Annotated in this window: 14 protein-coding genes and 3 pseudogenes; 7 read left to right on the forward strand and 10 right to left on the reverse strand. The window is 65.8% G+C overall.

What is annotated here, in order from left to right:
* Window positions 1–58 precede the first annotated feature (58 nt).
* Genes virB11 through A9K58_RS10515 form a run of 5 tightly spaced genes read right to left on the reverse strand, consistent with a single transcriptional unit; the run spans window position 59 to window position 4,368 of the window.
* On the reverse strand, window positions 59–1,093 hold the full coding sequence (gene virB11 / locus A9K58_RS10495; protein WP_065199311.1) for a P-type DNA transfer ATPase VirB11: 1,035 nt from the start codon (window positions 1,091–1,093) through the stop codon (window positions 59–61).
* Between the two features lie 19 nt (window positions 1,094–1,112).
* Window positions 1,113–2,303 (reverse strand): TraB/TrbI/VirB10 family type IV secretion system protein, encoded by a 1,191-nt coding sequence (locus tag A9K58_RS10500; protein ID WP_065199312.1) that lies wholly within the window; start codon window positions 2,301–2,303, stop codon window positions 1,113–1,115.
* Complete coding sequence (locus A9K58_RS10505; RefSeq protein WP_081284026.1) at window positions 2,300–3,076, reverse strand: TrbG/VirB9 family P-type conjugative transfer protein; 777 nt, start codon at window positions 3,074–3,076, stop codon at window positions 2,300–2,302. The genes A9K58_RS10500 and A9K58_RS10505 overlap by 4 nt, the downstream gene beginning before the upstream one ends.
* Window positions 3,073–4,017 (reverse strand): VirB8 family type IV secretion system protein, encoded by a 945-nt coding sequence (locus tag A9K58_RS10510; protein WP_081284027.1) that lies wholly within the window; start codon window positions 4,015–4,017, stop codon window positions 3,073–3,075. Before A9K58_RS10510 ends, A9K58_RS10505 begins: the two co-directional genes overlap by 4 nt.
* 9 nt (window positions 4,018–4,026) lie before the next feature.
* Window positions 4,027–4,368, reverse strand: coding sequence for a hypothetical protein (locus A9K58_RS10515; RefSeq protein ID WP_231109292.1), 342 nt, complete (start codon window positions 4,366–4,368; stop codon window positions 4,027–4,029).
* A gap of 671 nt (window positions 4,369–5,039) precedes the next feature.
* Between A9K58_RS10515 and A9K58_RS10520 the strand changes: the two genes are divergently transcribed.
* The 5 genes and pseudogenes from A9K58_RS10520 to A9K58_RS10540 all read left to right on the forward strand — a co-directional run bounded on the left by A9K58_RS10520 (window position 5,040) and on the right by A9K58_RS10540 (window position 9,699).
* Entirely contained in the window at window positions 5,040–5,606 is a 567-nt protein-coding gene (locus A9K58_RS10520) for a hypothetical protein (RefSeq protein ID WP_065199315.1), read from the forward strand.
* A 93-nt stretch (window positions 5,607–5,699) separates the two neighbouring features.
* Window positions 5,700–7,409 (forward strand): type IV secretory system conjugative DNA transfer family protein, encoded by a 1,710-nt coding sequence (locus A9K58_RS10525; RefSeq protein ID WP_231109306.1) that lies wholly within the window; start codon window positions 5,700–5,702, stop codon window positions 7,407–7,409.
* A 117-nt stretch (window positions 7,410–7,526) separates the two neighbouring features.
* Entirely contained in the window at window positions 7,527–8,153 is a 627-nt protein-coding gene (locus tag A9K58_RS10530) for an outer membrane beta-barrel protein (protein WP_065199317.1), read from the forward strand.
* A gap of 138 nt (window positions 8,154–8,291) precedes the next feature.
* Window positions 8,292–9,175, forward strand: a pseudogene (locus A9K58_RS10535) (hypothetical protein).
* 158 nt (window positions 9,176–9,333) lie between these two features.
* Entirely contained in the window at window positions 9,334–9,699 is a 366-nt protein-coding gene (locus A9K58_RS10540; protein ID WP_231109295.1) for a hypothetical protein, read from the forward strand.
* Between the two features lie 32 nt (window positions 9,700–9,731).
* Here the strand turns inward: A9K58_RS10540 and ribD are convergent, their stop codons facing one another.
* From ribD to A9K58_RS10565, 5 genes are all read right to left on the reverse strand, one after another.
* A complete protein-coding gene (ribD, locus tag A9K58_RS10545; protein WP_065199318.1) occupies window positions 9,732–10,817 on the reverse strand; it encodes a bifunctional diaminohydroxyphosphoribosylaminopyrimidine deaminase/5-amino-6-(5-phosphoribosylamino)uracil reductase RibD in 1,086 nt (361 codons plus the stop codon).
* A 120-nt stretch (window positions 10,818–10,937) separates the two neighbouring features.
* Window positions 10,938–11,459 (reverse strand): transcriptional regulator NrdR, encoded by a 522-nt coding sequence (nrdR, locus tag A9K58_RS10550; protein WP_065199319.1) that lies wholly within the window; start codon window positions 11,457–11,459, stop codon window positions 10,938–10,940.
* A gap of 125 nt (window positions 11,460–11,584) precedes the next feature.
* Window positions 11,585–12,004 carry a hypothetical protein gene (locus A9K58_RS10555; protein WP_065199320.1) on the reverse strand — a complete coding sequence of 140 codons (420 nt, stop codon included), beginning with the start codon at window positions 12,002–12,004 and terminating at the stop codon, window positions 11,585–11,587.
* Between the two features lie 124 nt (window positions 12,005–12,128).
* On the reverse strand, window positions 12,129–13,382 hold the full coding sequence (glyA, locus tag A9K58_RS10560) for a serine hydroxymethyltransferase (protein WP_065199321.1): 1,254 nt from the start codon (window positions 13,380–13,382) through the stop codon (window positions 12,129–12,131).
* Window positions 13,383–13,568: 186 nt separating this feature from the next.
* The gene (locus A9K58_RS10565) at window positions 13,569–14,045 is read right to left on the reverse strand and encodes an RcnB family protein (RefSeq protein ID WP_065199322.1); all 477 of its coding nucleotides are present in this window, start codon (window positions 14,043–14,045) and stop codon (window positions 13,569–13,571) included.
* Window positions 14,046–14,295: 250 nt separating this feature from the next.
* Between A9K58_RS10565 and ettA the strand changes: the two are divergent.
* Both ettA and A9K58_RS10575 read left to right on the forward strand, forming a co-directional pair.
* Window positions 14,296–15,958 (forward strand): annotated as a pseudogene (gene ettA / locus A9K58_RS10570) (energy-dependent translational throttle protein EttA).
* 163 nt (window positions 15,959–16,121) lie between these two features.
* A pseudogene (locus tag A9K58_RS10575) lies at window positions 16,122–17,437 on the forward strand (NCS2 family permease).
* The last annotated feature ends 33 nt before the right edge of the window (window positions 17,438–17,470 follow it).

Consider the following 17,470-nt stretch of genomic DNA (forward strand, 5'->3'; position numbering starts at 1 on the left):
CGGGCCAGGCGACCGCCATCAGCCAGGTTCGTCAACAACCGGGGCAGTACGTTCGGGTTCATGCCGCCAGCCCCCGCGCCGGATCGAAGTCGATGCCGGTGATGAAGCGGCGCCCGGCATGCGCCTTGATGTGCACGACCACGTCGATGGTGAGCTTGAGCAGGCGCTTGATGACTTCGAACTCCAGCCCCGAGCCCTCGGCCGACGCCTTCACCATCAACGCCAGCTGGTCCCAGGTCTGGGCCGTGCTGCCGGCATGGCAGCTGGTGATCGACCCCGGGTGGCCGGAGGCACAGTTGCGGATGAAGTAGAACGACTCGTCGCCACGCAGCTCAGCCAGGATGATCCGGTCCGGCTTCATGCGCAGGCACGCCTCCATGCACGACTTGGCGCTGGTATTGCTGGTGCTCTGGCCACCCTTGGAGTACAGCAGGTGCACCACGTTCGGCTGCTGCAGGAACAGCTCGCGGGCATCTTCGATGGTGACCAGGCGCTCGTTGTGCGAGATGTGGTTCACCAGCGACTTCATGAAGGTGGTCTTGCCGCTGCCGGTGGCGCCGGATACCACGATGTTCTTGTGGTACTGGACCGCCTTCTTGAAGAAGTTGGCGTAATCGCGCTCCGCGCGCAGTTCCAACAGCTCCCTGTCATGGTCGCTGATAGTGGGTGCCTGCTCCAGGATCTCATTGAAGAAGCCATCTTCCTCATACTGCTCCAGCGACTTGCCGAAGCGGGCGGGCAGGCGGATGGTGATCGAGACGCGACCGGCATCGCAGGCAGGAGGAATGACGAACTGCGCGCGCTGCCCGGTCGGGAAGGTCAGCGACACCATCGGATCGGCGTCGGTGATGCGCTGCCCGGTATTGCTTTCGTTGACCACGGCCGTGCAGAACTGCCGCGCACGTTCGAACGTCAGTGACGGCACCTCCACCCGCTGCCAACCGGACCGGGTTTCCAGATACAGCTCACCCGGCCGGTTGATGCAGATTTCCGTCACGTCGGACGAATGCATGTGCTCGCCGATCCCGAGGATCTCGTACTGGTAATCCAGGAAAGCATTGGATACCCGGGCGGTGGCGGAGTCGGCGTTCATTGCAGGGTCGTTTCGGTGCTCAACGGATCACGGCCGAGAAGTCGACGTCGCGCGCGACATAGACATTGACGATCGTGCCCTGGTTGATGGTCACGGTCGGCGGGCGGGTCATGTTGCGTTCCATGGCCATGTTCGCCATGCGCTCCATGGTGCGCGCGGTGGCGCTTTCGTAGGGGTTCTGCACGACGGCGCCATTGACCACGGTCGAGCTCTGCGGACCGTTCTCGGCCGCAGCGTACTTGAAACCATCGGCCAGGATGCTGATCAGCAGCGACGAGGCGATACGCTGGCCCCAGTGCGCGTTGTAGTAACCCGGCGCACCCGCCGAACCCAGCATGTCCACGCCCGGGCTGCTCATGTTGATGTCCAGGCCGGTCGGCGTGGTGATGCGGTCCCAGACGATGGCCACGCGGTTGCCGATGATGCCGTCAGCACCGTACGACCCCTGTACCTTCGAGCCACGCGGCAGCAGCAGGCGCTGGCCGTCGACCGAGTACACCGGCTCGGTGACCACGCACGAGGTGTAGCCGGGGAAATCGGAGATGACACGGGCCTGCAGCACGCAGCGGATGTAGGTACCGCGCAGCAGCAGCGTGTTGGGCTTGTACAGCGGCTGGGCGCTGGTCGGACCGTCGACCACGCCACGCGACGCCGGGCCCTGCCCACCCAGCGCTCCCGCGAGCCCACCGCCCGGCGCACCACCGGCATCCGCGTCGCCGCGTTCCCCGCCGTTGGCATCGCCCATGCGACGCTCGATCAGGCTGGGGCCACGCTCCCCCTGCTGGCCCATGCCGTTCATCGAAAACCCGGGGCCGGCGCCGGCCTGCTGGCGATCATCCACCACCGGCAACGGCGGCAGCTCTTCCATCGGCGGAGCGGCCTGTGCGGTGCGTTCCGGCGGCAGTGCGGGCAGGTCGCGCGGCGCGGCCGGGATCACCACTTCCTGGCGCGGGGCCTTCTCCGCCGGCTTGTCCGGCGACGACAGCCCGCCGGAGAAGATCCAGGCAGCCAGCGCCGCCAGCACCAGCACGATGATGCCGAGGAACATCAGCGCCTTGCGGTTCAGGCGCTGGACGTCGTCGGCCCGCAGGTAGGGACCCTCGGCATCCAGCTCCGGCTCGGCAGCAGCGCGCCGGGTGTACGGATTGTGGTCGAGCGGACGCGGCTCCGGCGCCGGATCGACATGTTCATTCGGTGGAATCTGGTTCACTGCTCCGGTCTCCTGCGCAGGGCAATCGCGTTGTCGCCGTGGCGCACGACGAGGTAGGCATAGGTGCCATGGACGACAATCGTGTCTCCTTCCACGGTCGAGTTGACGATGAACTCATCGCCGGACTCGCTGTCGCGCGCGAACACTGCCGGGAAGTTGCCGCTCGGGAACCGGCTGCGGTCACCCATGCGGATGTAGGTGAAGCTGCGATCGTCATACACGGAAGCCGGAACCAGCCAGCTCGGCTGACGCTTCTTGTAGGTGTAGTCGTAGCCGTAGTAGTAGTCGCGGCCCGGGACGAGCCGGGTGTCGAGCGCCGACACCGGTGCGTCCGCGTCCTTTTCCTTCTTCGCGGTGAACTCGGTATCGGCCGGATACACCATGCGGACCTTGTACTGCACGCCCGATGCCTTGGCATCCTCGAGCGCGCGCCAACTGGTGGCCACCACCTTCAGTTCGAAGATGTAGGAGTGGGCCGCGGTGCGCACCAGCAGGTTGGTGTCCACATCGACGTTCTTCGGCTTGAGGTAGAACACGTTCTCACGGCGGCTGATTTCCCAGCCTCCGCCGAAGCCACTGCTGTAGTCCAGGATCTGCTCGTGCGGGCTCAGCTCGATCTGGGTGGTGATGCCCAGGCCGGTGCGCACCTGGTAGATGCGATCCGGTGCGTACTCATAGTCCTCGATGACCTTCGCCGCCACCGGTGCGGAAGCGCCGATGCACAACATCAGTGCCAGGCCCGCGCGCAGCAAAGACTGCAACGTACTACTCATCGTTCAACTCCCCCTTGTGCGGGCACGTAGCCGGTCTGCTCGGCCGGTTGCGGCGGCAATGCGCCGGTTTGTGGTGCGCCCGGCGGCAGGGCCTGCGCGGGCGGATTCGGAACGGTCCCCGGGTAGGCCGGGTCCATCGCCTGGCCGGGCACCGGCGCAGCCGCCGGCGCCTGGGGCGCCGTGCTGTAGGGCACGGCGGCCGGGGCAGCCGGTGCGGGCGCGAAATCGTTGTCGACGCGATAGTTCATGACGCGGAAGCCCAGCGGATTGAGCAGGCGATCTTCATCGGCCAGGCGCAGTTCCGGGTCATAGGTGAACTCCAGCGTGGCGATCTTGTTGTCCAGCGGTTCGGAACGGCCGTTGCTCTTGTCGAACACGCTGCGCTGGAAACGCACGGTCGCGCCGGTCGGACGGCGGCCCTGGCCACCCCCGATCAGCACGATGCTGGTGATGCGCACATGCAGCGCACGCGACGCGCCATAGATCCGGAACGGGCGGACCGGGTTCGCTTCGGCATGCAGGTTGGTGTAGTCCGGAGCCACGGCCGGGCCAGCCATCGACAACGTGGTGCGCCAGTTGCGCTGGCCGATCAGGCCGGAGTCATAGGACTCGCGCGCGAGTACGAACTGCGCCACGTTGCTCTTGTTGATGGCCTCCTCGGCGGTGACGTCGCGATCGCCGAAGTTGCCGCGCAGGCGCGCCACGGTGGCCGAGCCGGTGTAGGGATCAGCCATGACCAGATAGGGCACGCGCTCTTTCAGCGGCAGGAACAGCAGGTAGCCGGCAGCCAGCAGGACCGACATCAGGACTGCGCACCAGGCCACGGTCCATGCGCGGCGCTCGCTCCTGCGCGAACGCTCGGCCAGCGTGATCTCGTAGCTGACGCCCTGCGACACCGCGTTTTCCACGGCCGGCGTCGCTGTCTTCTTCTTTCCAAACATGATGGGTCCTCAGCGCGCCGGCGACGTCGGCGCGATGCCGGCGGCGGGCAGCGGATCGGCTTCGGTGGCCCCGCCGGCGACGCTCACGATGATGCGCGACTGTTCCACCGAGACCATCACGCCCTGGGCGGCGTAGGCACGCGAAAGCGCAGCGGCGGCCTCCACGATGCTGGTGGTGCGGATGTCACCCACCGGCGCGTACAGGGTGTAATCGTTGGGGTGCAGATAGGACAGCGTCATGCCGCCGTCGTTGGCCCAGCGTGTCAGCAGGCCCTTGAGCGTGCTGTCCACAGGCGAGGACTGATAGACGTAGGCCTGCTGCAGGGGGATGGCATGAGTGACGTCGGCCATGCGGTTCACCGGCCTCCACTTGCCACGCGGCTCGGGCGCAGGCGGCGTTACGCAACCGGCCAGGAGAACCGTCATCAAGACAGCAGCAACAAAAAACACATTCCGGCTAGGCATCCTGCGGCTCACGAAATCACCATTCACGGGTTACGAATCTGTGCCAACAGACAACGCGACGCCACAACAAGGGCATCGAAGTCTGTTGAGAGAACTGGTTGTGCGCAGCAGGTCCCACTACCGGCACGGAATCTGGCACCAAGAACGTGCGCAATGCGTCCACGTTCGCAGGTCAGGCCTGCGGCGCGTCCCCAACATCTATGCATGCAAACATGAAAGTTCCATTTCTCCTACTCAATCCCTTGTCAATCCGGACGATCCCCACTCGGGTACCGGTGACTCCCCAGTACCGACCCGGATGGTGATCTTCGTACGACGCGAAGGATATCCACCGAATTGTTCCCGTGTTGTGAACTGGATCCCGTAATTTCACAAACGTAAATGAGACGAAATTCTCAAATATGAGAATTCCTAATCATATTGCAGTGAATTTCGGCGCTCTGTCTACTGGATTCGACGAAAAATTTACAGTCAGCATGTTCCCGACAAATCTGGCAACATTCCCTCCCCCGACCGAGGGCTGATGACTCAGCAGGTGCGAAGTGGATCACTCAAGGATGGAAGAGTTCATTACCAACGCCGCGCTGCTTGCCGGCCACCTGACGCAGCAGTGCGAGAAAGCTGCGGCCGCGCAGGAAGCCTCCTCGGCGCAGTTGCAGCGTGCTGCCGCCGAAGTCGGCCAGGGCGTGGCGGCCGGTCGCGCGGAACTGGCGCAGAGTGCGCGCGCCGCCGTCCGCGAGGCGCTGTCGCAGGAGATTCCGGCGGCGGTCGAGGCCATCGGCGATTCCGGCGACCGGTTGGCTGCGCTGGCAGAACAACTCTCACGCGAGCAGGCCGCGATGGCCGGGCGCCTGCGCATGCTCACCTGGAAGGCGCTTGCTGCGCTGGTTGCCGGCTCGGCCGCCATCGTTGGCGGCACCGCCTACTTCGCCTGGAGCAACGTGCAGCGCGCACAGCAGGCCAAGGTCGAAGCCCAGGTACTGGAAGCACTGCAGCAGGTCTCGATCACGTCCTGTGACGGGCATCCCTGCATCAAGCTGGAAGACGGCCTGCAGCGTTGGCAGAAGAATGACGAGTACGTCCTGGTCGATGCCCGCGCCCGCCCCCCTGCCCACGGGAAATGAGCCCTCAACCAGAAGGCGCCATGCACGGCTAGTGCGGCGCACGCAACAATCGTCCGGGTCGAAGGAACTGCCTTGAACACCAACCGCCTTGTCATCTCTGCCGTGCTGGCCCTGCTGCTGTCGATCGCCGCGATCTACCTGGCCAGCTATTTCTCCGTGCTGTTCCTCGGCCTGGACACCCGTGTCAGCAGCTTCGGCACCTTCTTCGACTACATGCGCAACATCGATCACCCGCGCGTGCAGCCTTATGCGTGGCGGATCAAGGCTGCGGGCGTCGCTGCATTCGGCCTGATGTTCCTGCTGTGGGCGGCGGTGACGATCCTGATGTTCAAGCTGCGCAGCCACAGCAACATCCACGGCCAGGCGCGTTTCGCCACCATGCTGGACCTGGCGGGCAAGGGGTTCTTCAAGTCTCCGGACGACGGCATCGTGCTGGGCCAGATGAACGGCAAGCTGCTGCGCCTTTCCGGGCAGCAGTTCGTCATCCTTGCCGCGCCCACCCGCTCCGGCAAGGGCGTGGGCGTAGTCATCCCCAATCTGCTTGACTACCGCGAATCGGCGGTCGTCCTGGACATCAAGCAGGAGAACTTCGATCTCACCTCCGGCTGGCGCAAGTCGATCGGCCACGAGATCTACCTGTTCAATCCCTTCGCCGAGGATCGCCGCACGCATCGGTGGAACCCGCTGACCTACGTGTCCAGCGACCCGGCCTTCCGCGTGTCGGACCTGCAGGCGATCAGCGCCATGCTCTACCCCGACGGCGACGACAAGGACAAGTTCTGGACCAGCCAGGCGCGCAATGCGTTCCTCGCTTTCACCCTGTACCAGTTCGAGATGCGGGACGCATTGCCCGACACGCCCTATCCGACGCTGGGCGCGATCCTGCGGCTGTCTTCCGGCGATGGCACCGAGCTCAAGCCCTACCTGCAGAAGCTGGCCGAGTCAGAGTTCCTCAGCGAGCAGGCACGTGCGGCCTTTTCCGGCCTGCTGTCGCAGGCTGACGTGACGTTCGCATCGATCATCGGCTCGTTCCGCGAACCGCTCAATCCGTGGTTGAACCCGGTGCTCGATGCCGCGACCAGTGGCGATGACTTCCGCCTGGACGACGTGCGCCGCAAGCGCATGACCATCTACGTCGGCATCCAGCCGAACAAGCTGGCCGAGAGCCGGCTGATCGTGAACCTGTTCTTCAGCCAGCTGATCAACGTCAATACCCGCACCCTGCCGCAGAACGACAAGTCGCTGAAGCACCAGTGCCTGCTGCTGATGGACGAATTCACCTCGATCGGCCGCGTCGACATCATCTCCAAGGCCGTGGCCTACATGGCCGGTTACAACCTGCGGCTGCTGCCGATCATCCAGTCGATGGCGCAGCTCGATGCGGTGTATGGCAAGGAGCTCTCGCGCACCATCATCACCAACCACGCGCTGCAGATCATCTATGCACCGCGCGAGCAGCAGGACGCCAACGACTACTCGGAGATGCTGGGCTACACCACCGTGCGCCGTCGCTCGCGCACCCACTCACGCGGCAGCGCCACCTCGGTGTCGGACAACGAAGTGCTGGAGAAGCGCGCGCTGATGCTCCCGCAGGAGCTCAAGGCGATGGGTCCGGAAAAGGAAATCGTGCTCTACGAGGGCCTGCCGAACCCGGTGCTGTGCAGCAAGATCCGCTACTACAAGGATCGCTACTTCACCAAGCGGCTGCTCGAACGCGCCGAGGTGAAACCGCTGGCGCTGTCCCAAGCGGCTGCCCGGCCGCCTCACGCCAGCCAGGGCGTCCCGGCGGCCCCGGTGGCATGACGCCCTCGCAGTTTTTTTGACGGGCGGTTCTGCTGCCCCGCAATACGTGGCATGACGCCACACCGGGCCGCCTTGCTGGCCGCCCGCCATGGATCGCACTTCCAAGAAGGACACGATATGCGCAAGACCCTGCTTGTCACTGCCCTGCTCGCCCTTTCGCCCCTGACGGCCGTGGCGGCGCCGAAGGCACCGAGCTACACCTATGTCGAGGCCGGCTGGACCCAGGTCCAGGTCAACGATGACCTGCTCGACGACCCGAAACTGGACGGCGGGTACATCCGCGGCTCCTACGCGATCGGGCTGCAGGCCTATGTGTTCGGTGCCTGGTCGAAGGTGTCCAAGTCCTATGGCCTGCAGGATGGCAGCCTGAAGCTGGAGCTGGACCAGCCGGAACTGGGCATTGGCTACCGCCTGCCGATGTCCGACCGCGTCGACTTCACCGCCGATATTGCCTGGGTGCGGCAGAACGCCGAAGCCCGCCTGAAGCAGCGAGGCTTCGACGACGTCCGCGAGAAGGACCATTTCAACGCCGGGCGCGCGACGCTGGGCCTGCGCGCGATGCCGACCTCGAATACCGAAGTCTGGTTGAAGGGTGGCTACCTTGATGGCAGCGACATGGACGGCAGCTGGGTGGGTGTCGTAGGTGGCCAGGTCAAGTTCACTCCGACCTGGGGCCTGGTGGGCGAGGTGCAGGTGATCGAGGATGTTACCCAGTTCTCTGCCGGTGTCCGTGCCAGCTTCTGATTGCCCGATCCTCGTCGTGTAATCGGCGGGCCCCGCATGGGGCCCGTTTTCGTTTGGAGCACTTCACACGCCTCCGCGTGCCATCGCGCATTCGCGCCAATGCGTTAGTCTTCCCCACCCCTGGAACAGGAACTCCCCATGAAGACCCCGATCCGTACCCTGCTGGCCAGCACCCTGCTGTGCGCGCCGCTGTTGGCCGGCGCTGCGCCTGCCACGCTTACCCCCGAGCAGACCTTCGACCTGTATGCACGTGCGCTGCTGGAAGACGACACCAGTGCCACCCGCACGCTCAACGATGCTCTGAAGCCCGCGTTCGAAGGCCAGGACTCGCTGACGCCCGAGCGCGGGGCGCTCGCCAAGGGACTGGCCGAACCCTGGCACGCGATGCTCGCCGCCAGTGGCAGCCAGGTCGACGTCGCTGCGGTCGAAGCCATGTACGCCAAGGCCCTGCTCGACACGAAGTGCCGCACGAGCAAGAGCGTGATCGAAGACAACGAATACGTGGACGATGAAAAGCTGGCACGGATCACCTTCGCCTGCCAGGTGCCGGACCTTGGCAAGGTGCGTCCACTGTTCGCGGCGAGCCTTGCCGACGATGCCAGCCCGGCCACGCGCAGGCAGTTCACCGAGGCGTACACCAGGCGCTGCAGGGTGGCCCACGACAGAGCGTCACCGGCACCTTCACGCTGTACCCGGCCAAGGACAACGGCTACTGGTACAGCGGCAATTTCGACGACCTGGTCGGCACGGTGGTCGGTGCGCTGGCACCGTTCGAAGACTGGATGCAGGACGCTGAAGCGGCCAGCGCACCCAAGGTGACCGGCGTGCCGGGTTGTGACCTGCTGCTGCAGCAGCACCGCAGCTGCGTGTCGAAGATCGCACCGGACCAGATCAGCGGCGTGGACGCGATGGCAGAAGAACTCAAGGCCAAGGCCAAGGTGAAGTCGGCCGAGGAAATGACCCAGGAGTGCAAAGCGCTGCGCCCGATCGCCGAGATGATGTGGACCGACGAATGCGCGTAAGCGCGCTGTAGAGCCGAGCCCATGCTCGGCTCCCGGCCGCGGACGACGAAAGCACCCACACTTTCAGAACCGTTGCATGGCCCTGCGCGGCCCGCATGGTCAATGCTGTTGCCCTCTTCCACCGGGGCAACTGCATGAAACACCGTATGACATCGATCATGCTCACGCTGCTGGCGCTGATGGTGTGCTGGCAGGCCGAGGCGTCCAGATTCAAAGCCACGAAGATTATCGTCGTCCAACCCTCGGTCGCCTTCGAGTCAACGCAGCTGAGCGACAGGCACCTGGATGCGTGGATGAGTGAGGATGATCACTGCCGCGACTTCCTGATGTACCACGATCAGTGTGCCGTGCTGGTCCTGCCGGATCAGTACGACGACGGTTTCACCCGCCACCAGCTGCGATTGAGGGCCAGACAACTGCCGGGCGAGGCACTGGGCGCGTACTGCCGCGACCTGCATGTGCTGTGGAAGCAGCAATGGAAAGGCCAATGCCCGGTTGGCGAAGACGACGACGAAGGCGCCTGAGGCCGCTGGAGCAGCCCTGCCGGCTCACTCCCTCACGGGCGCAACAGCAGCCTGATGTCATCGCCGACCTGGCGCTGATCGACCACCCGCAGGCGGCGCTGCTGGTCCATCGCGTCAATGCCGAGACCCGCCAGCAGCGGGCGTCCACGGTCACCGAGCAAGGTGGGCGCCTGGTAGAGCAGCAGTTCGTCCACCCAGCCGCCGCGCAGCAGCGCACCAGCCAGCGTGGCGCCGGCTTCTGTGTGCACCTCGTTGATGCCGCGCCCGGCCAGCAGCGCCAGCACTGCACCGAGATCCAACTGGCCATCAACGCAGCGCACGCTGCGGAACTCGGCATCGGCCGCATCCGGTGCGCTTGTCGCCGCATCATGCAGGTACAACGTCGGTGCCCCACCCTCGCGTACACCCCCGCATTCCAGCGAACGCAGGCGCGAGTCGAGTACCACGCGCAGCGGTGGCGCTACCTCGGTATCGGCCAGGCGCACGGTCAGCATCGGGTCGTCGGCCAGCACCGTGCCGGCACCGGTCAGGATCGCACCCGCACGTGCACGCCAGTGCTGCACGTCCGCGCGTGCAGCCGGGCCGGTGATCCACTTGGAGCTGCCGTCGGCCATCGCGGTGCGGCCGTCGAGGCTGGCGGCCAGCTTCACGCGCAGCCACGGGCGGTTGCGTTCCACGCGCGACAGGAATCCCTTGTTGAGCTCGCGCGCCTGCGTCGCCATCAGCCCCTCGGCAACCTCGATGCCGGCATTGCGCAACAGATCGAAGCCTCCGCCATCGACCTGCGGGAACGGGTCGCGCATCGCGGCGACCACGCGCGACACGCCCGCTTCGATCAGCGCCAGCGCACACGGTGGCGTGCGCCCGTGGTGCGCGCACGGTTCCAGGGTGACGTAGGCGGTGGCACCGCGTGCTTCGCTGCCGGCTTCGCGCAGCGCGAACACTTCAGCATGCGGGCCACCGGCGCGCAGGTGCCAGCCCTGTCCAACCACGCGTTCGCCGTGGGCGATCACGCAGCCGACCATTGGATTGGGACGGGTGGTATAGGCCGCACGCTCGGCCAGGCGCAGTGCGTTGGCCATGTGCAGGTGGTCGAGGACGGAGAACGGGGTGCTCATGCGGCCATGGTAACGCCGCCGGTGTTGATCCACGCCGTCAGTGCCAACCAACGGTTGGCACCCACCAGTGAATGCGGCCACCGGTGCCAACCAAAGTTGGCACCCCCAAGGCAGAGGCCGTCAGCCCTTCTTCTTCTTGGTCAGGGCAATCACATCGCCCAGCAGCTGCAGCTGTTCGGTGCTGGCAGGCAGTTCGCGTTCGAGCTTCTCGATTTCCTCGCGGAAATCGGCCACGTCCTCGAAGCTGCGATACACCGAGGCGAAGCGCACGTAGCCGACATGGTCGAGCTTGCGCAGTTCGTTCATCACGAACTCGCCGACCTTGATCGAGGGCACTTCACGCTCGCCGCTGATGCGCAGCTGGTGCACCACCGCACGCACCGCCGCTTCGATCTTGTCTTCGGCCACCGCACGCTTCTGCAGCGCGCGGTCGAAACCGGCGCGCACCTTGCGCTGATCGAAGGCCTCGCGGGTGCCATCGCTCTTGATGATCGCCGGCAGCTTCAGTTCAACGGTTTCCAGGGTGCTGAAGCGCTCGCCGCAGGCCTCGCACTCACGCCGACGGCGGATCGTCGCGCCGTCTTCGGAGACGCGCGAGTCGATGACCCGGGTATCGGCGTGTTGGCAGAAGGGGCAGTACATGGGACGCCTGGCTCAGGAGAAAACCGACCACCATCGTCATGGCAGCGTCGCAACGGTACCTGAGAAGGGGCAAAGCAGCAAATACCCGCAGCATGGATGTGCCTGCGGGCAACCCGGGGGCGGCTTCAGGGGCGGCCTTTGAGCCTCACCAGCATGCCTGCCGGCACCAGCATCGACGGTCCCAGCAGCAGCAGGCTGAAGCCCTCGAGGCCGACCGTCGCGCCCCACAACAACGCCAACCCCAGCGGCGGCAGGGCGGCGAGGCCTCCGGCCAGCAGGATCCACCACCAGACCGGACGCACCTGCAATCCCGCACGCCCGTGCAGCAGATAACCGGCGCTGAGCCACAACCAGGCCAGGCAGCCGGCAATGCCCGCCAGGCCCCACAGCGGCATCACGGTGACCGACGCCAGGCTGCCGTGGCCGAACTGGCCCAGCCCCGTCAGCAACAGCATCAGCGCCGCGGCCCCGCCGGCCAGCAGGCTGGGCAGGCCGAACAGCAGCGCCAACGCCGTGTACAGGTACTTGAGATGGCGCTCGTCCATGCGCGGGATTCCTGCTGGCGGGGTCAGGGCCGTTCCCTGCGGGAAGGGATCCGCCCCCTGCTTCGATCCAGGTGGTGGGGTCGGATCCCTTTCCCTCAGGAAAGGGCTCTGACCGCTACCCCGATCAACCGTAGACCGGGTACTTGCGGCACTGCGCGCTGACAGCGTCGCGCACGCGGGCGATGACGGCGTCATCGTTCGGTGCGTCGAGCACGTCGGCGATCCAGTTGGCCAGGTCCACGCAGTCCTGTTCGGTGTAGCCGCGGGTGGTCACCGCCGGGGTGCCCAGGCGCAGGCCCGAGGTCACGAACGGCGAACGCGGGTCATTCGGCACGGAGTTCTTGTTGACGGTGATGTGGGCCTTGCCCAGCGCGGCTTCCGCATCCTTGCCGGACACGTCCTTGCCGATCATGTCGACCAGCATCAGGTGGTTTTCAGTGCCACCGGAAACGATCTTGTAGCCGCGCGCGATCAGCGTCTTCGCCATCGCCTGGGCGTTCTTCACCACCTGCTGCTGGTAGGTCCTGAAGGCCGGTTCCAGCGCTTCCTTGAAGGCCACGGCCTTCCCGGCGATGACGTGCATCAGCGGACCGCCCTGGATGCCCGGGAACACGATCGACTGCAGCTTCTTGACCAGGTCCTCGTCGGCGCCCTTGGCGAGGATGATGCCGCCGCGCGGGCCGCGCAGGGTCTTGTGGGTGGTGGAGGTGACCACGTGGGCATGGTCCAGCGGGCTCGGGTAGACGCCGGCGGCGACCAGGCCGGCGACGTGGGCCATGTCGACGAACAGATAGGCACCGACCTTGTCGGCGATGGCGCGGAAGCGCGCCCAATCGATCACCTGCGAGTAGGCCGAGAAGCCGGCCACCACCATCTTCGGCTTGTGCTCCAGGGCCAGGCGCTCGACTTCGTCGTAGTCGATCAGGCCCTGGTCGTTGACGCCGTACTGCACGGCGTTGAACAGCTTCCCGGAGGCATTGACCTTGGCGCCGTGGGTGAGGTGGCCGCCATGGGCCAGGCTCATGCCAAGGATGGTGTCGCCCGGCTGCAACAGGGCGAAGTACACGGCCTGGTTGGCCTGCGAGCCACTGTGCGGCTGCACGTTGGCGTAGTCGGCGCCGAACAGCTGCTTGAGGCGGTCGATCGCCAGCTGCTCGGCGATATCCACGTATTCGCAGCCACCGTAGTAGCGCTTGCCCGGGTAGCCCTCGGCGTACTTGTTGGTCAGCTGGCTGCCCTGGGCTTCCATCACCGCCGGGCTGGTGTAGTTCTCGCTGGCGATCAGCTCGACATGGTCTTCCTGGCGCTGGGTCTCAGCGGCGATGGCCTTGGCCAGTTCGGGATCGTAGGTTTCGAGGCGGACGTCACGCGGGAACATCGGGTACTCCAGCAGGCAGGGAAAGGGGTACGGCTCTGCCTGTGATTGTAGCCCCGCGCTGGCCCGCCGGGGCCGAAACGGACGGAGCCGGCATTCCCGAGGGAATCCGGCCCCGTATGGTTTCGAGTGATGTTGTGGGGTCAGAGCCCTTTCCGTTGGAAAGGAATCCGACCCCGGCCGCGATCCTCAGCGGCCGTTGATGATGTAGTCGGCGATGATGCCGGTTGCCACGGCCACCAGCAGCATGTTGCCGCGGTCGTCGCGGATCCAGTGGTGCCCGTACGGCGGGCGGCGCAGGTGGTAGCGTGGGTAGTCGTTCACCACGTAGATCGGGCCGCGGTAGTAATCGCGGTAGCGGTGGCCCACCTTCCAGCCGTAGCCCGGGCCATAGGCCGGACGGTAGACCACGCGCGGCGGCGGTCCCGGACGGTAGTAGCGGTCATGGTCGCGGTGCCAGTCGCGGCGGTCGCGCTCCCAGTCGCGCCGCGCCTCGCGGCGGTCGCGTTCCCAGTCACGGCGGTCCTGCCGCCATTCGCGGCGGTCCTCCCGCCACTCGCGCCGGTCATGGCCGCGGCGATGGTCGTCGTCGGCGAAGGCCGGAGCAACCGCGCCGAGCGCCAGCACAGAGGCCACGGCGCTGGCCATTACTCGATTGATGCGCATGTCAGACCTCTGCTTGGGTGGTGGTGAGCCCATATTGCGCACCCGATCTGAATGGTATCCAGCTGGAAACGCTTCCCACCGCAGGACTGTGACGCAGTGTTCAGCCCGTGGCCAGCCGGCCGACGCAGAGGAGCACGGCCCGGAAGCGGTTCCGGCTATAATTGGCGGTATTCCATTCCAGTCTGTGCCCGCTGCCGCAACGGGAAGCCCCGTGACGGGCCGGGTGCAGGGTCGCGCCTACGGAGACCTCATGTCCTCGCAATACATTTACACCATGAACCGCGTGTCCAAGGTGGTCCCGCCCAAGCGGCAGATCATCAAGGACATCTCGTTGTCCTTCTTCCCGGGTGCGAAGATCGGCCTGCTGGGCCTGAACGGCGCCGGCAAGTCCACCGTGCTGAAGATCATGGCCGGCGTGGACACCGATTTCGAGGGCGAGGCCCGTCCGCAGCCGGGCATCAAGGTCGGCTACCTGGCGCAGGAGCCGGAGCTGGACCCGAACAAGACCGTGCGTGAATCGGTCGAGGAAGGCGTCGGCGAAGTGCTGCAGGCGCAGGCTGCGCTGGAGGCGGTGTATGCCGCCTACGCCGAGGAAGGCGCCGACTTCGATGCGCTGGCCAAGGAACAGGAACGCCTGGAGGCAATCCTGGCCGCCGGCGACGCGCACACCCTCGAAAACCAGCTGGACGTGGCCGCCGACGCGCTGCGCCTGCCGCCGTGGGACGCCAAGATCGCCAACCTGTCCGGCGGTGAGAAGCGCCGCGTGGCGCTGTGCCGCCTGCTGCTGCAGAAGCCGGACATGCTGCTGCTGGACGAACCGACCAACCACCTCGACGCCGAGTCGGTGGAATGGCTGGAGCAGTTCCTGGCGCGCTACACCGGCACCGTGGTGGCGGTGACCCACGATCGCTACTTCCTGGACAATGCCGCCGAGTGGATCCTGGAACTGGACCGCGGCCGCGGCATTCCGTGGAAGGGCAACTACACCGAGTGGCTGGTGCAGAAGGATGAGCGCCTGAAGCAGGAAGAGAACCAGGAAAAGGCCCGCCAGAAGGCGATCCAGAAGGAACTGGAGTGGTCGCGCCAGAACGCCAAGGGCGGCCGTTCCAAGGGCAAGGCCCGCCTGGCCCGCCTGGAAGAGCTGCAGTCGCAGGACTACCAGAAGCGCAACGAGACCAACGAGATCTTCATCCCGCCGGGCGAGCGCCTGGGCAACATGGTGATGGAGTTCAAGAACGTCTCCAAGAAGTTCGGTGACCGCCTGCTGATCGACAACCTGTCGATGCTGATCCCGCCGGGCGCCATCGTCGGCATCATCGGCCCGAACGGCGCCGGCAAGTCGACCCTGTTCAAGATGATCACCGGCCAGGAGAAGCCGGATTCGGGCGAGATCGTGATCGGCCCGACGGTGCAGCTGTCCTACGTGGACCAGAGCCGCGACAAGCTGGAGGGCAACCACAACGTCTTCCAGGAATCGCCGGTGGCCTGGACATCCTCAACATCAACGGCATCGAGATCCAGTCGCGCGCCTACATCGGCCGCTTCAACTTCAAGGGCCAGGACCACAGAAGATGGTCGGCACCCTGTCCGGCGGTGAACGCGGCCGCCTGCACATGGCCAAGACCCTGCTGCAGGGTGGCAACGTGCTGCTGCTCGACGAACCGTCCAACGACCTGGACATCGAAACCCTGCGTGCGCTGGAAGACGCGCTGCTGGAATTCCCGGGCAATACCTTCGTGATCTCGCACGACCGTTGGTTCCTGGACCGCATCGCCACCCACATCATCGCCTTCGAGGGCGACTCGCATGTGGAGTTCTTCCAGGGCAACTACCGCGAGTACGAGGAAGACAAGAAGCGCCGCATGGGCGACGACGCCGCACCCAAGCGCCTGCGCTTCAAGGCGCTGAAATAAGGCAACCGGAAAGGCCGCGCTCGCGCGGCCTTTCTCATTTCGGTAGGTCACCACCGTTGGTGGTGACGCTTTGAAGCGTACCGACCAACGGTCGGTACCCACGTTCTTCATTCGGGTAGGTCACGACCGTTGGTCGTGACACCTTATTGTTGCGAGAAGTCCCATGCCCCTGTTCGAACGCCTGTTCCAGCTGCAGCAGCACGGCACCACGGTGCGTACCGAGCTGCTGGCCGGTGCCACCACCTTCCTGACGATGTCCTACATCGTCTTCGTGAACCCCGAGATCCTCGGCACCACCGGCATGGACGCAGGCGCGGTATTCGTCGCTACCTGCCTGGCCGCCGCGCTGGGATCGGCCGTGATGGCGCTGGCCGCCAACTTCCCGGTCGGCATGGCGCCGGGCATGGGCCTGAACGCGTTCTTTGCGTTCACCGTGGTCGGTTCCACTGGCCTGCACTGGCAACAGGCGCTGGGCGCGGTGTTCATCTCCGGCCTGGTGTTCCTGGTGCTGTCGCTGACCGGCGTGCGTGCATGGTTGGTGTCGGGCATACCCGCCTCGCTGCGTTCGGCCATCGTGGCCGGCATCGGCCTGTTCCTGGCGATCATCGCGCTGCAGAAGTCCGGCGTGATCATCGGCAACGAAGACACGCTGGTGGCGCTGGGCCCCTTGAACACGGCGCCGCCACTGCTGGCGCTGGCCGGTTTCCTGTTGATCGCAGTGCTGGAAGCACGCCGGATCCGCGGCGCGATCCTGATCGGCATCCTGGCCGTGACCGCTGCGGGCTGGGCCTTGGGCGATGTGCAGTTCCGCGGACTGGTCTCGCTGCCACCGAGCCTGGCGCCGACCTTCCTGCAGCTGGACCTGCCAGGCCTGCTGCACCATGACGGCGGTGCGCCGGTCGCGGTGCTGCTGCAGGTGGTGCTGGTGTTCGTGCTGGTGGAAGTGTTCGATGCCACCGGGACCCTGTACGGCGTGGTCGGCCGCGCCGGCCTGCTGAAGCTGCCGGGTGCGCAGAAGCGCTTCGGCCGTGCGCTGCTGGCCGACAGTACCGCCATCGTGGCCGGTTCGATGCTGGGCACCAGCAGTACCACGGCATTCGCCGAAAGTGCGTCCGGCGTGCAGGTGGGTGGACGTACCGGCCTGACCGCGCTGGTGGTGTCGGCACTGTTCCTGGCCGCGCTGCTGTTCTCGCCGCTGGCAGCAATGGTGCCCAGCTACGCCACCGCACCGGCGCGCTGTTCGTGGCGGGCCTGATGCTGCGCGAGCTGGTGGAGGTGGACTGGAGCGACCTGACCGAATCGGTGCCGGCCGCGTTGTGCGCGCTGGCGATGCCGTTCACCTACTCCATCGCCAACGGCCTGGCATTCGGTTTCATCGCTTACGCGGCGTTGAAAGCCGGTACCGGTCGCTGGCGCGATGTACATCCGGCGGTATGGCTGGTGGCGGTGCTGTTCGCCCTGCGCTATGCGCTGGAGTAGGCACGCCTGGTAGCGCCGGGCCTGGCCCGGCGG

The organism is Stenotrophomonas maltophilia, from assembly GCF_001676385.1.
GTDB classification, from domain to species: Bacteria; Pseudomonadota; Gammaproteobacteria; order Xanthomonadales; family Xanthomonadaceae; genus Stenotrophomonas; species Stenotrophomonas maltophilia_J.